The 13,536-nt window shown below is 67.9% G+C and carries 19 protein-coding genes; 16 read left to right on the top strand and 3 right to left on the bottom strand.

The features are described from left to right. The 5 genes from VNJ47_04655 to VNJ47_04635 all read left to right on the top strand — a co-directional run. The coding region (locus tag VNJ47_04655) for a potassium transporter TrkG (protein HXG28123.1) at positions 1-987 on the top strand (987 nt) is incomplete at its 5' end. 61 nt (positions 988-1,048) lie between these two features. After that, positions 1,049-1,369, top strand: a complete 321-nt coding sequence (locus VNJ47_04650) for a tetratricopeptide repeat protein (protein ID HXG28122.1) — start codon at positions 1,049-1,051, stop codon at positions 1,367-1,369. Between the two features lie 68 nt (positions 1,370-1,437). Next, on the top strand, positions 1,438-2,379 hold the full coding sequence (locus tag VNJ47_04645) for a homoserine kinase (protein ID HXG28121.1): 942 nt from the start codon (positions 1,438-1,440) through the stop codon (positions 2,377-2,379). After that, a complete protein-coding gene (locus VNJ47_04640; protein HXG28120.1) occupies positions 2,379-2,894 on the top strand; it encodes a TRAP transporter small permease subunit in 516 nt (171 codons plus the stop codon). The genes VNJ47_04645 and VNJ47_04640 overlap by 1 nt, the downstream gene beginning before the upstream one ends. 2 nt (positions 2,895-2,896) lie before the next feature. Beyond that, on the top strand, positions 2,897-4,282 hold the full coding sequence (locus VNJ47_04635; protein HXG28119.1) for a TRAP transporter large permease subunit: 1,386 nt from the start codon (positions 2,897-2,899) through the stop codon (positions 4,280-4,282). Here the strand turns inward: VNJ47_04635 and dctP are convergent. Beyond that, the gene (gene dctP, locus VNJ47_04630; GenBank protein ID HXG28118.1) at positions 4,279-5,391 is read right to left on the bottom strand and encodes a TRAP transporter substrate-binding protein DctP; all 1,113 of its coding nucleotides are present in this window, start codon (positions 5,389-5,391) and stop codon (positions 4,279-4,281) included. The two genes, VNJ47_04635 and dctP, sit on opposite strands and share 4 nt — an antisense overlap. A 52-nt stretch (positions 5,392-5,443) precedes the next feature. Beyond that, entirely contained in the window at positions 5,444-6,307 is an 864-nt protein-coding gene (locus VNJ47_04625; GenBank protein HXG28117.1) for a lysophospholipid acyltransferase family protein, read from the bottom strand. A gap of 322 nt (positions 6,308-6,629) precedes the next feature. Here VNJ47_04625 and dtd point away from each other — a divergent pair, with 322 nt between their 5' ends. The 11 genes from dtd (at position 6,630) to VNJ47_04570 (ending at position 12,592) form a co-directional block, all read left to right on the top strand. Beyond that, complete coding sequence (gene dtd, locus VNJ47_04620; GenBank protein ID HXG28116.1) at positions 6,630-7,070, top strand: D-aminoacyl-tRNA deacylase; 441 nt, start codon at positions 6,630-6,632, stop codon at positions 7,068-7,070. Between the two features lie 105 nt (positions 7,071-7,175). Continuing rightward, positions 7,176-7,769, top strand: a complete 594-nt coding sequence (hisB, locus tag VNJ47_04615) for an imidazoleglycerol-phosphate dehydratase HisB (protein ID HXG28115.1) — start codon at positions 7,176-7,178, stop codon at positions 7,767-7,769. A gap of 84 nt (positions 7,770-7,853) precedes the next feature. Beyond that, a complete protein-coding gene (gene hisH, locus VNJ47_04610; protein ID HXG28114.1) occupies positions 7,854-8,495 on the top strand; it encodes an imidazole glycerol phosphate synthase subunit HisH in 642 nt (213 codons plus the stop codon). A 12-nt stretch (positions 8,496-8,507) separates the two neighbouring features. Continuing rightward, positions 8,508-9,254, top strand: coding sequence for a 1-(5-phosphoribosyl)-5-[(5-phosphoribosylamino)methylideneamino]imidazole-4-carboxamide isomerase (gene hisA, locus VNJ47_04605; protein ID HXG28113.1), 747 nt, complete (start codon positions 8,508-8,510; stop codon positions 9,252-9,254). Beyond that, on the top strand, positions 9,251-10,027 hold the full coding sequence (gene hisF / locus VNJ47_04600) for an imidazole glycerol phosphate synthase subunit HisF (protein HXG28112.1): 777 nt from the start codon (positions 9,251-9,253) through the stop codon (positions 10,025-10,027). The genes hisA and hisF overlap by 4 nt, the downstream gene beginning before the upstream one ends. Before the next feature lie 9 nt (positions 10,028-10,036). After that, positions 10,037-10,429: a phosphoribosyl-AMP cyclohydrolase gene (gene hisI, locus VNJ47_04595; protein ID HXG28111.1), complete on the top strand. Its 393-nt coding sequence runs from the start codon at positions 10,037-10,039 to the stop codon at positions 10,427-10,429. Continuing rightward, positions 10,426-10,755, top strand: a complete 330-nt coding sequence (locus VNJ47_04590; protein HXG28110.1) for a phosphoribosyl-ATP diphosphatase — start codon at positions 10,426-10,428, stop codon at positions 10,753-10,755. The genes hisI and VNJ47_04590 overlap by 4 nt, the downstream gene beginning before the upstream one ends. Before the next feature lie 17 nt (positions 10,756-10,772). Further along, the gene (locus tag VNJ47_04585) at positions 10,773-10,994 is read left to right on the top strand and encodes a Sec-independent protein translocase subunit TatA (protein ID HXG28109.1); all 222 of its coding nucleotides are present in this window, start codon (positions 10,773-10,775) and stop codon (positions 10,992-10,994) included. A gap of 26 nt (positions 10,995-11,020) precedes the next feature. Continuing rightward, positions 11,021-11,284, top strand: a complete 264-nt coding sequence (gene tatB / locus VNJ47_04580; protein ID HXG28108.1) for a Sec-independent protein translocase protein TatB — start codon at positions 11,021-11,023, stop codon at positions 11,282-11,284. Next, positions 11,277-12,056: a twin-arginine translocase subunit TatC gene (gene tatC, locus VNJ47_04575; GenBank protein ID HXG28107.1), complete on the top strand. Its 780-nt coding sequence runs from the start codon at positions 11,277-11,279 to the stop codon at positions 12,054-12,056. Before tatB ends, tatC begins: the two co-directional genes overlap by 8 nt. 11 nt (positions 12,057-12,067) lie before the next feature. After that, positions 12,068-12,592, top strand: coding sequence for a YcnI family protein (locus tag VNJ47_04570; GenBank protein ID HXG28106.1), 525 nt, complete (start codon positions 12,068-12,070; stop codon positions 12,590-12,592). 6 nt (positions 12,593-12,598) lie between these two features. Here VNJ47_04570 and aroE read toward each other — a convergent pair whose 3' ends face one another. Then, positions 12,599-13,414, bottom strand: a complete 816-nt coding sequence (gene aroE, locus VNJ47_04565) for a shikimate dehydrogenase (protein HXG28105.1) — start codon at positions 13,412-13,414, stop codon at positions 12,599-12,601. Positions 13,415-13,536: the final 122 nt, after the last annotated feature.

Raw genomic sequence — 13,536 nt, 5'->3', positions numbered from 1 at the left:
GGCGGCATGCAACTGTACCGGGCCGAGACGCCGGGCCCGATGAAGGACAGCAAGCTGACCCCGCGCATTACTGAGACCGCGCGTGCACTGTGGCTGGTCTATGCGATGGTCACCAGCCTATGCATCCTCGCGTACTGGTTGGCCGGCATGAGTCCGTTCGACGCCGTCTGCCACGCCTTCGCCACGCTCTCGACCGGCGGATTTGCCAACTACGACGCCAGCCTGGGCTATTACAACAGCGCGCTCATCGAGAGCATCGCCATACTTTTCATGGTCGTGGGCGCCAGCAATTTCTCACTGCACTTTATGGCCCTGCACCGCGGTACGGCGCGCATCTACTTGAACGATTCCGAGTTCCTGGTCTATGTCAGCTTCCTCGGCCTGCTGGCCCTGCTGGTGAGCCTCAGCCTGTATTTTCATGGCCGCTACGACAGCCTGCTGGAGTCGCTGCGCTTCGGCAGCTTCCAGCTGGTGTCGTTCGCCACCAGCACCGGCTTCGTTACCGCCGACTACACGTTATGGCCGGGCGCACTGCCGATCATCCTGATCATGAGCAGCGCCTTTTGCTCTTCGGCCGGCTCCACCGGCGGCGGTATGAAGGTGATCCGCATCGTGCTGCTGGCCAAATACGGCTACCGCGAGATCCTGCGCATCGTGCACCCATCGGCCGAGATCCCGGTCAAGATCGGCGGGCGCGCGGTCTCGCCGCAGGTGCTGGCGGCGGTGTCCGGCTTCTTCGCCGTGTACGTGATCCTGTTCCTGCTGCTGTGGTTCGTGCTCATGGCGCTGGGCATGGAGCCACTCACGGCGTTGTCCGCGGTGTCGCTGAGCATCAACAACATGGGCCCAGGGCTGGGCGAGGTCGCCGCCAACTTCACCACGGTCGGGCCGGTGGCGAAGTGGGTCTGCATCTTCGCGATGCTGGTCGGGCGCCTGGAGCTGTTTACGTTGCTGGCCGTCCTGACCCCCGCGTTCTGGCGGAGATAGCCTTGCGTCTTGCTTGTTGTGGGTACGGTCGCGGATGCGACCGTATGCCTGCGCGAAGCGCATGAAAAGCATGCGGGAGAATCTCGAGGCGCTGCTGGCAAAGGGCCAGGACGGCGCGCTGCTGCGCTTCACGCTGGGCGAGCTGTGCCTGAAGGCGGGTGAGGCGCAGGCGGCTGCCGACCATCTGGCGCGCGCGGTGGCGCTGGATCCGGACTACTCCGCCGCGTGGAAGCTGTACGGCCGCGCGCTGGCCGAGGCCGGCCGTCGCGAGGAGGCGGCCGCGGCCTATGCCCGCGGCATCGCCGTGGCCGAGGCGCGCGGCGATCGGCAGGCGGCCAAGGAAATGCGGGTGTTCCTCAAGCGGATCGACCCGGGCCGATGACTGCGCGGCTGGCTGGGCCCGCGACGGCTCGGTTATCATGCAGGGCCGGTTTCCAGCCCGTCTTCCCTATGTCGGTCTACACCAAGGTCTCGCGCCCCGCGCTGCAGGAGTTCCTGCGCGGCTATCCGGTCGGCGACCTGATCGGCTACGAGGGCATCAAGGACGGCATCGAGAACACCAACTACTTCGTCAATACCCGCGACGGCCACTGGGTGCTGACCCTGTTCGAGCGCGCGGCGGAAGCCGACCTGCCGTATTTCCTGGCACTGATGGACCACCTCGCGCTGCGCGGTATTCCTGCGCCGCGGCCGGTGGCCAATGCGCAGGGACGGTTTCTGTCGCGGCTGTGCGGGCGGCCGGCGGCGCTGGTGCAGAAGCTGGAGGGTGTCACCGTCCGCGACCCGAGCGTCGAGCAATGCCGCGCGGTCGGCAAGATCCTCGGCGACCTGCACCTGGCCGGGCAGTCGTTCCGCCTGCAGCGCGCCAATGACCGCGGACCCGAGTGGTGGGGACGTACCGCACCGCAGGTGCTGCCGCGCCTGTCGGAGGACGACGCCGGCCTGCTGCGCGAAGAGCTGGCGTTCCAGGCGCGGCTCAAGCGCGAGGCGCTGCCGCAGGGCGTGATCCATGCCGATCTGTTCCGCGACAACGCGCTGTTCCTGGGCGCGCAGCTGACCGGTGTGATCGATTTCTACTTCGCCTGCAACGATGCGCTGCTCTACGACCTGGCGGTGACGGTCAACGACTGGTGCAGCCAGCCCGGCGGGCGCGTCGAGCCGCGGCGCTATGCCGCCATCACCCAGGCCTATGTGGCCGAGCGCAGGCCGCTGGCCGCGGAGCGCCGCGCCTGGCCGGTGCTGCTGCGCGCGGCCGCGCTGCGCTTCTGGCTGTCGCGCCTGTACGACCTGCACTTCCCGCGCGGCGGCGAGCTGACCCACACCAAGAACCCGGACGAGTACCGCGACCTGCTGCGCTTCCACCGCGCGCACCCGCAGCTGGAGCTGCCCTGATGGCGCGGCTGCTGCGTCTGGCCGGGCTGATCACCGCGCTCAATGCGCGCATCGGCAGGGCCGTGTCCTGGCTGGCGCTGGCCATGGTGGCGATCTACTTCGCGGTGGTCCTGCTGCGCTACCTGTTCAGCACCGGCTCGATCGCGCTGCAGGAGAGCGTCACCTACCTGCATGCCACGCTGTTCATGCTGGCCGCGGCCTGGACGCTGATCCGCGACGGCCACGTGCGCGTGGACATTTTCTACTCGCGCTGGGGCGCGCGCGCCAAGGACTGGGCCGACCTGGCCGGCAGCCTGCTGTTCCTGCTGCCGGTGGCGCTGTTCCTGTTCGCCGCCAGCCTCGGCTTCGTGGCCGATGCCTGGCGCATCCGCGAGGCCTCCGCACAGCCCGGCGGGCTGCCCTATGTCTACCTGCTCAAGACGCTGATCCTGGTGATGACAGCGCAACTGGTGCTGCAGGCGCTGGCGCAGGCGCTGTCCCTCGTCGCCCGCCTGCGCGGCAGCCGGGACGCCTAGCCATGGAGTGGCTCGCGCTACTGATGTTCGCTTGCGTATGCGTCGCGCTGATGCTCGGCTATCCGGTGGCCTTCACGCTCGGCGGTGTGGCGCTGGCCTTTGCCGGCGCCGGTACGCTGCTGGGCGCGATCAATCCGCTGGAGCTGCTGGCGGCGCCCAGTCGCGTATTCGGCATCATGACCAACGAAACCCTGATCGCGGTGCCGCTGTTCGTGTTCATGGGCGTGATGCTGGAGCGCAGCAAGCTGGCCGAGCAGCTGCTGGACTCCATGGCCCTGCTGTTCGGGCCGCTGCGCGGGGGGCTGGGCATCGCGGTGGTGTTGGTGGGCATGCTGCTGGCGGCCAGTACCGGGATTGTCGGGGCCACCGTCGTCACCATGGGCCTGCTGTCGTTGCCGACCATGCTGCGCCGTGGCTACGACCCGGCGCTGGCCTCGGGCACGATCTGCGCCGCCGGCACGCTGGGCCAGATCATCCCGCCGTCCATCATTCTGGTGATGCTCGGTGACGTGCTGTCCTCCGCCTACCAGCAGGCGCAGAACAGCATGGGTATTTACGCCGCAGAAACCGTTTCGGTCGGCGACCTGTTCGTGGGCGCGATCATTCCCGGCCTGCTGCTGGTGGTGGTCTATATCCTGTATCTCATCGCCGTGGCCTGGTGGCAGCCGCAACGGATGCCGGCGATGCCGTCTGCCGAGCGCGCGCAACACCACGCTGCAGGCCTTGGCCGCCTGCTGCTCGCGGGTCTGTTGCCGCCGCTGCTGCTCATCGTCGCGGTACTGGGCTCGATCATGGCCGGCATCGCCACGCCGACCGAGGCGGCTGCGGTCGGCGCGGTCGGCGCGCTGCTGCTCGCGGCGCTGCGCCGCCAGCTCGGCCTGGCCCAGCTGCGCGAGGTGGTGCAGGGCACTGCGCAGGTCAGCAGCATGGTGTTCATGATCCTGATCGGCGCCTCGCTGTTCTCGCTGGTGTTCGGCGCCTTCCATGGCGACGAGCTGGTCCACCGGTTGCTGCAAGGCCTGCCGGGTGGCGCCTTCGGCGCGATGTTCGTGGTGATGCTGCTGATGTTCCTGCTGGGCTTCATCCTCGACTTCATCGAGATCATCTTCGTGGTGGTGCCGATCGTCGGCCCGGTACTGCTGGCGATGGGCCTGGATCCGGTCTGGCTGGGGGTGATGATGGCGGTCAACCTGCAGACCTCGTTCCTGACCCCGCCGTTCGGCTTCGCGCTGTTCTACCTGCGCGGGGTGGCACCGCCGCAGGTGCGCACGCTGGATATCTACCGCGGCGTGGTGCCCTTCATCCTGATCCAGCTGACGGTGCTGGCGCTGGTGGCCTTCTGGCCGTCGCTGGCCACCTGGCTGCCGGTTGCCGTCTACGGCAACTAGCGGCTCTCGAGCCCGCGCCTATCGAGATAGGCCTTCTCGGCGATGGCGGTGGCGGCGACCGAGTTGCGACGGAACCGTTCGACCGAGTCGTAGACCTTGCGGCTGAAGGCGTCGTTGGCGACCAGCTCTTTGAGCACCTGCGCCGAGGTCTCGCGCAGCGCTTGCATCACATCGTCAGGGAAAGGCCGCAGCTGCACGCCGTGTTCGCGCACCAGCGTGTCGAGCGCGGCCTGGTTGCGTGCGGCGTATTCGGCCAGCATGTTCAGGCCGGTGGCCTGGCAGGCGCAGCGGATCACGGCCTGCAGGTCCGCGGGCAGGGCCTCGAACGCCTGCTTGTTGACGATGCATTCGAGCGTCGGTCCCGGCTCCTGCCAGCCGGGATAGTAGTAATACCGGGCGGTCTTGTGCAGGCCGAAAGCGAGGTCGTTATAGGGTCCGACCCACTCGGTGGCGTCGATGGTGCCGGACTGCATCGCCGTGAACAGCTCGCCGCCCGGGATGTTGACCGTGGTGACGCCGAGCCGCTGCAGCACCTCGCCGCCGAGCCCCGGGATGCGCATCTTCAGGCCCTTGAGGTCGGCCAGCGAGCGGATCTCGCGGCGGAACCAGCCGCCCATCTGCGTGCCGGTGTTGCCGGCCTCGAAGGGAATCAGATTGAAGGGCGCGTACAGCTCGCGCCACAGTTCCAGTCCGCCGCCGAAATACAGCCAGCCGTTCATTTCCTGCGCGGTCAGGCCGAAGGGCACCGAGGTGAAGAAGGGCGCGGCCGGCGATTTGCCCTTCCAATAGTAGGCGGCGCCATGGCCCATTTCCGCCGCGCCGCGCGACACCGCGTCGAACACCTCCAGCGCCGGCACGCGCTCGCCGGCACCGTAGACGTGCACCGTGAGGCGCCCTTCGCTCAACTCGCCGATGAGCTTGGCCAGGTATTCGGCGCCGCTGCCCAGACCGGGGAAGTTCTTGGGCCAGGTGGTGACCATGTTCCAGCGCAGCTTGGCGCGCGGTCCGTCGGCCCCCGCAGGGCCGGCCGTCTGCCGGCCGCAGGCGGCCAGGCCGCCGGCCAGCAGCGTGCCGGCGCCGAGTGACTTGATGAGATCGCGGCGTTTCACGGATGAGTCCTCCCGCTCGCGCGCGGGCGCGCGCGTCGCTGTGTTTGGGCTGTCAGTAGAAACCGCGCTCGCCCGGCGGGCGCCGGCGGAAGCGCTCGTAGCCCCACCAGTATTGCTCAGGGCACTCGCGAATGCAGGCCTCGAGGCCGGCATTGACCGCGGCGGCGGAGATCATAAGGTCGGGGTCGTGGATCTGCGGCGGCGCGGGCCGGTAATGCACGATGAAGCCACGCCCCCAGGGCAGCCGCTCGCCGTAGAAATATACGACCGGTGCGCCGGTGTGCTGCACCAGCTTGGATACCAGTACCGGCGTGTGCGCGAGCACGCCGAAGAAGGGTACGAACACCCCGCGACCCTGCGGCGGGTCCTGGTCCGGCATGAAGTACACGGCTTCATGGTTCTGCAGCAGCGGTCGCAGCACCTGGCGCATCTTGCCGCCCTCGGTGGCGACCAGCTTGCAGCCGAAACGCGCGCGGCCTTGGTAGATCACGCGGTTGACGGCGCCCTTCTGCGGCTTGTATAGCGCTGTCAGCGGATGCAGCAGGGGTTGCGTCATCCCGGCCGCCTCCCAGGAGCCCAGATGAGGTGTCAGCAAAATCACGCCTTTGCCCTGTCGTAGCGCCTGGTCTACCAGCTCTGCACCGCGCCGCTCGCGGATCAGCGCCAGCACCTTCTCGGCGGGTGCGAACCACAGATACGGACACTCCAGCAGCGTCAGCACTTCATGGATCAGCGCCCGGTGGGCCAGGCGGCGCTGCTCGGCGGGCGCCAGTTCCGGCAGGCAGGCGGAGATGTTGCGCAGCGCCACCCGCCTGCGCTTGCTCGGCAGCCACCACAGCAGAGTGCCGATCGTCACGCCGAGCAGATGCAGCAGGGGCAGCGGCAGCCTGCCCAGAAGTTTCAGCAACTGGGGCATGGGTGGGAACCTGGGAATTATGTGCTGCCGCATTGTAAGCGGCGCAGGCGGGTGGAAACAAAAAACCCGGCTGGGGAGGCCGGGCCAAGGGGGCCGGGCGGATGCCGGCGATTGGGGTGTTCAGTGCTTCATCCCTGAAGCGGCGATCATCCTGTTCTTCCTGAACGTCCGGTCTTCCCTGTGCCGCGGTCTTCAAAACGCTTCCTGTTTCCTTGTCTCTGACCGCGTGCGAGCGGCAGTATGTCAGGACGCCTGTGCGCAGGCAGTCGGCCAAGCGCTGCACTTGGTGTAGGTTTGGCCCTACAACGCCACGGAGGATCGGGTGATCGGATTTCTGCAGCGTGTCAGCCAGGCGCGGGTGGATGTCAATGGCGTGACCGTGGGCGCCATCGGCCGAGGGCTGCTGGTATTGATCGGGGTGGTTCACGAGGACGGTGAGGCGGATGCCGAGCGGCTGCTCGAGCGCCTGCTCGACTACCGCGTGTTCCCGGACGCGGCGGGGCGCATGAACCTGAGCCTGCGCGAGGTCGGCGGCGGCCTGCTGCTGGTGCCGCAGTTCACGCTCGCCGCCGACACCCGCAAGGGTAACCGGCCCAGCTTCACGCCCGCGGCACCGCCGGCACAGGCCGAAGCCCTGTTCCTGGGGCTGCTGGAACGGGCCCGCGCCCGCCATGCCCCGGTGGCGAGCGGACGCTTCGGCGCGGACATGCAGGTGAGCCTGATCAATGACGGCCCGGTGAGCTTCTGGCTCAGCACGCGCTGACTGCGTTATGCTAAGGGCCTTTCCGTTGGCACACCGACATCTCCACCGGCAGCCCTCACGGACACTGCGCCCCCCGGGATGACCCCTTCCCGAGCCTTGTAAATCATGTCAGCACGCACAGCCAGCCTCCGGCGCGACACGCTGGAAACCCAGATCGAGGTATCTGTCAACCTGGACGGTACCGGTCGCGCGACCTTCGAGACCGGCCTGCCGTTTCTCGAGCACATGCTCGACCAGGTCGCCCGGCACGGCCTGATCGACCTCAGCGTGCGCGCCAGGGGCGACCTGCAGATCGACGCCCACCACACGGTCGAGGACATCGGCATCACCCTGGGCCAGGCCTTCGCCAAGGCGCTGGGCGACAAGAAGGGCATCCTGCGCTACGGCCATGCCTATGTGCCGCTGGACGAGGCGTTGTCGCGCGTAGTGCTGGACTGCTCCGGCCGGCCGGGCCTGGAATACCAGGTGGACTACCCGCGCGCGCGCATTGCCGAGTTCGACGTGGACCTGGTGCGCGAGTTCTTCCAGGGCTTCGTCAATCATGCCCAGGTGACGGTGCACATCGACTGTCTGCGGGGGCGCAATGCGCACCACATCGCCGAGACCGTGTTCAAGGCCTTCGGCCGTGCGCTGCGCATGGCCGTCAGCCGCGACCAGCGGTTGGGCGAGGTGATGCCGTCCACCAAGGGCACGCTTTGACATGCGCTACGCGCAGGCATGCGCCCGCTGCGCGGGCTTACCCCCCGGAGAAGATTAAGCAGCGTCCTGCTTCGTCTTGCGGTTATGGCCACCATCGGTGTCATTGACTACGGCATGGGCAATCTGCACTCGATCGCCAAGGCGCTCGAGCGCGTGTCGGCCGGTGAGCGCGTCGAGATCAGCTATGACCCCGACAAGCTGCGCCGTGCCGACCGGCTGGTGCTGCCGGGTGTGGGTGCCATCCGCCACTGCATGGACGAGCTGCGCCGGCTCGAGCTGGTCGGGCTGATCAAGGAGGCCGCCGGTCAGGTGCCGATGCTGGGCATCTGCCTGGGCATGCAGGCCATGCTGGCGCACAGCGAGGAGAACGACGGCACCGAGGCGCTGGGGCTGTTCCCCGGCGAGGTGCGGCGCTTCCCCGACCCGGTCGCCGGCGAGGTCGGGCGCCTGAAAGTGCCGCACATGGGCTGGAATCAGGTACGGCCCGTGCGCTCGCACCCGCTGTGGCGGGGCATCGCCCCACAGGCATCCTTCTATTTCGTGCACAGCTATTACGTGCAGCCCGCAGAGCCCGCGCACTGTTTCGGTACCACCGAGTACGGGCAGCGGTTCTGCTCGGTGTTGTTGCGGGATAATCTGCTGGCGGTACAGTTTCATCCCGAGAAGAGCCAGAGCGCCGGGCTGACCCTGCTGGCCAATTTCCTGCAGTGGGACGGTAAGGCTTAAACGAAACGTGCCATGTTGATCATCCCCGCCATCGACATCAAGGACGGCAAGTGCGTGCGCCTGCGCCAGGGGCGCATGGACGACGTGACGGTGTTCTCCGACGACCCGGTCGCCGTGGCGAAACGCTGGGTCGAGGCCGGTGCGCGCCGGCTGCACCTGGTGGACCTGGACGGCGCCGCCAGTGGCAAGCCGGTCAATGCCGCGGTGGTGGCCCGGATTGTCGAAGCCTTCCCCCAGCTGCCGATACAGGTCGGCGGCGGCATCCGCGACGAGGAGTCGGCCGAGGCCTATCTCAACGCCGGTGTGCAGTGGGTGATCATCGGTACCAAGGCCGCCAGCGCGCCGCACTTCGTCAGCGACCTGTGCGCGGCCTGGCCCAAGCACATCATCGTCGGCCTGGACGCGAAGGACGGCAAGGTGGCGATCGACGGCTGGTCCAAGCTGTCCAACCATGACGTGGTGGACCTGGCCCGGCACTTCGAGCGCGACGGCGTCGAGGCCATCGTCTACACCGACATCGGCCGCGACGGCATGATGCAGGGTGTCAATCTCGAGTCCACGCGCGCGCTGGCGCGCGCCATCACCATCCCGGTGATCGCTTCGGGCGGCGTCAGCACGCTCGATGACATCCGTCAGCTCTGCGCCGCGGCCGAGGACGGCATCGCCGGCGCGATCATCGGGCGGGCACTGTACGAGGGTGATCTCGACCTGGCGGCCTGCCAGAAGCTGGTGGACGAGCTCACCGGGGAGACGACGTGAGCCTGGCCAAGCGCGTGATCCCCTGCCTGGACATCGACAAGGGGCGGGTGGTCAAGGGTGTGAAATTCGAGCATATCCGCGACGCCGGCGACCCGGTCGAGGTGGCGCGTCGCTACGATCAGGAAGGCGCCGATGAGCTGGTGTTCCTCGACATCACCGCCAGCGCCGAGAAGCGCGAGACGCTGTTCAAGGTGGTCGAGGCGGTGGCCGGGCAGGTGTTCATCCCGCTCACCGTCGGCGGCGGCGTGCGCACGACCGCCGACATCCGCCGCCTGCTCTCGGCTGGCGCGGACAAGGTCTCGATCAACACCAGCGCGGTGGAGAATCCGGCGTTCGTGGCCGAGGCTGCGGAGCGTTTCGGCTCGCAGTGCATTGTCGTTGCAATCGACGCCAAGCGTGTCGGCCGGCGCAGGAAAGCCGCGCCGCGCTGGGAGGTGTTCACCCATGGCGGGCGCAAGGCCACCGGCCTGGACGTGCTGGCCTGGGCGCAGCTCATGGTCAACCACGGTGCCGGCGAGCTGTTGCTGACCAGCATGGACAAGGACGGCACCAAGAGCGGCTTCGACCTCGAGCTGACGCGCATGGTCAGCGACGCGGTGGCGGTGCCGGTGATCGCCTCGGGCGGCGTCGGCGAGCTGGAGCACCTGTACCAGGGTCTGGCCGAGGGCCATGCCGACGCGGTGCTGGCGGCGAGCATCTTCCATTACGCCCAGCACAGCGTGCAGGAGGCCAAGGACTATCTGGCCGCGCGCGGCATCGATGTCCGGCGCTAGGCGACTGAGATGAGCTATCCCGACTGGATCGAGCAGGTCGCCTGGAACGCCGACGGACTGGTGCCGGTGGTCGCGCAGGAAGCCGGCTCCGGCCGGCTGCTGACCCAGGCCTGGATGAACCGGGAGGCCCTGGCGCAGACGGCGAGAAGCGGCCTTGCCATATACTGGTCGCGCTCGCGCCGCAAACTGTGGCAAAAGGGCGAGGAATCGGGCCATGTGCAGCGGGTCCGCGAAATCCGCCTGGACTGCGACAACGACAGCCTGCTGCTGGTCGTCGAGCAGGTCGGCGGCATCGCCTGCCACACCGGACGCCACAGCTGTTTCTTTCAGCGGCTCGAGGACGGGCGCTGGGTCGCCGCGGATCCGGTGCTCAAGGCACCCGAGGAGATTTACCGTAAGTGAGCGACACGCCCGACATCCTGCAGCGCCTCGACGCCGTGCTGGACGCGCGCCGCAAGGCCGATCCCGAGCAGTCCTACGTGGCGCGACTGTATCGCGACGGGCTCGATGCCATTCTGAAAAAAGTCGGTGAGGAGGCGACCGAAACCGTGCTGGCGGCCAAGGCCGGCGACGCCCGACAGCTCACGCACGAGGTCGCCGATCTGTGGTTCCATACCCTGGTGCTGCTCAAACACCAGGGGCTAACGCCCGACGCGGTGCTCGATGAACTGGCGCAGCGCTTCGGGGTATCCGGTCTGGACGAAAAGGCCGCGCGCGGCAAGCGTTAGCGGCAGGAGTCATCACCATGGGTTTAGGCGGCATCAGTATCTGGGAACTGCTCATCATCCTGGCCATCGTGGTGCTGATCTTCGGCACCAAGAAGCTGCGCAACATGGGCGGCGACCTCGGCGCGGCGATCCACAACTTCCGCAAGTCCATGAAGGAAGGCGAACAGGACGCCGAGCAAAAGCGCAACGAGCTGGCCAAGCCGGGCCTGCCCGAGCAGAAGCCGGACGACAGCAAGTAAGCGCGGCGCCCGGCGCCGCACGCCACATGTTCGAGATCGGATTCTGGGAGCTGGTGCTGATCGGCGTGGTGGCGCTGGTGGTGCTCGGCCCCGAGCGCCTGCCCAAGGCCGCGCGCACGCTGGGGCTGTGGGCCGGTCGCGCCCGATCCTATGTCCGGCATTTCTCCAGCGAGCTGGAGCGCGAGGTGCAGGCGCAGGCGCTGCGCGAGCAGGCCCGCGATCTGCAGCGCGAACTGAAGGCGCCGGTAGACGACACCGCGACACCGCCGAACGACACGCGCCGTGAATGAGCCGCTGCCCGAGCAGCCGCTGATCGCGCACCTTCTGGAGCTGCGCAACCGGCTGCTGCGCATGATCATCGGCGTGCTGGTGGTGTTCGCGCCGCTGGCCTTCTATGCCGGCGAGATCTTCAACTTCGTCGCCGGGCCGCTGCTGGATAAACTTCCGGCCGGCAGCGCCATGATTGCCACCGAGGTGGCCTCGCCCTTCCTGACGCCGTTCAAACTGGCGCTGGTGCTGGCGGTGATCCTGTCCATGCCCTGGCTGCTATACCAGACCTGGGCCTTCGTCGCGCCGGGGCTGTACCAGAGCGAGCGCCGCTTGATTCTGCCGCTCCTGGTGTCCAGCACGCTGCTGTTCTATCTCGGCATGGCCTTCGCCTACTTCCTGGTACTGCCGATGGTGTTTGGCTTCTTTGTCAGCATCGCGCCGGCGCATGTGACGGTGATGACCGACATCCGCCACTACCTCGATTTCGTGCTGGGCATGTTCCTGGCTTTCGGCCTGGCTTTCGAGACCCCCGTGGCGATCGTGCTGCTGGTCTGGGCCGGCGTGGTCATGCCCAGCCAGCTCACCGCGGCGCGCGGTTATGTGCTGATCGGCTGCTTCATCGTCGGCATGTTGCTGACGCCGCCGGACGTGTTCTCGCAAACGCTGCTGGCGGTGCCGATGTATCTGCTGTTCGAACTGGGCATCATCGCTGCGCGCGTGCTGGTGCCGGGCTACAAGGAGGTCGAGGCTCAGCGCCGCCAGATGGGCGACTCCGACAAATCTTCAACCTAGAGAACGCTCCGATGACTTCTTTGCGCCCGGGCCTGGCCGGCCTACTCATGTTCGCGCACGCGTTGGCAATCGCGCACGTCACTCTGGAACAGCCGAGCGCACCGGCCGGCAGTCATTACAAGGCCGTGTTCCGCGTCGGTCACGGCTGCGCAGGATCACCGACCATCGGCCTGACCGTGACGCTGCCGCCGGGGGTGACGGGGGCCAAGCCGATGCCCAAGCCGGGCTGGAGCCTGGCCACGCGCATCGAGAAGCTCGCCGTGCCTTACCGGAGCCATGGCCGGACCATCACCGAGGACGTGGCCGCGGTCAGCTGGCGCGGCGGGCCGCTGCCCGACGCCCACTACGACGAATTCGTGATCCGCCTGCGCCTGCCGGAAGCGCCCGGCCCGTTGTACTTCAAGGTGGCGCAGTTCTGCGAGCGGGGCCGCATCGATTGGGCGGACATCCCGGCCGAGGGCCGGACGCTCGAGGACTACAAGACGCCGGCCGCGGTGCTGGAAGTCCTGCCGGCCGATGCGCCGGCGCATCACTGAACGGGCTTAGAGCTCCGCGCGCAGCTGCTTGAGTACCGGCCGGGTCTCGGGGCGCACGCCGCGCCAGATCAGGAAGGATTCCGCCGCCTGTTCCACCAGCATGCCCAGCCCGTCCGCCGCGACGCCGGCGCCGTGCGCCAAGGCCCAGCGCAGGAACGGGGTGGGCGCGTCCCCATAGAGCATGTCGTAGCAGACGCCGCCGGGCATCAGCACATCCTCCGGCAGCGGCGGCAGCTCGCCCGCCAGTCCGCTGGAGGTACCGTTGATGATCAGGTCGTACTGCCGGCCTTCCAGTTCCGCATAGCCGCCGCCTTCGAGCGGTGCGCCACCGAAGTCTTCCGCCAGCACCAGTGCCTTGGCCGGGGTGCGGTTGGCGATGCGTAGTTCCGCGGGCGCAGCCTCCAGCAGCGGCTGCAGCACGCCACGCACTGCCCCGCCGGCGCCCAGCAACAGGATGCGCAGGCCCGCGAGCGACAGGCCCAGATTCACCGTCAGGTCGCGCAGCAGGCCGGCGCCGTCGGTGTTGTCGCCCTGGATGCGGCCGTCGGCCGCGAAGCTCAGCGTATTGACCGCGCCGGCACGCCGGGCGCGCTCGCTCGCCTGGTCGCAGAGCGCCAGTGCCTCGAGCTTGAAGGGCAGGGTGACATTGGCGCCGCGCCCGCCGGCGGCCTGGAAACGCCGGACCGTGCCGGCGAAATCGTCCAGCGGCGCCGGCAGCTTCTCGTAGCGCAGCGCCTGCCCCGTCTGGCGCGCGAACAGCGCATGGATGCGCGGCGAGCGGCTGTGTTCGACGGGGTGGCCGATGACGGCGTAGCGATCCATGGGCGCGAGTCTCCGGTTTCGCGGCCGGGCTTTCAAGTGCGTGCGGTTGTTCAGATTCGATTCATGCCGGATTCAGTGAGGCGGACTTATAAAAGCCTGCGAGTTATCCCAACACGAGGAGC

The sequence above is a fragment of the Nevskiales bacterium genome (genome assembly GCA_035574475.1).
Classification (GTDB): domain Bacteria; phylum Pseudomonadota; class Gammaproteobacteria; order Nevskiales; family DATLYR01; genus DATLYR01.
The sequence above is the reverse complement of the archived record's forward strand: the minus strand, read 5'-3'. Positions and strand labels throughout refer to the sequence as shown.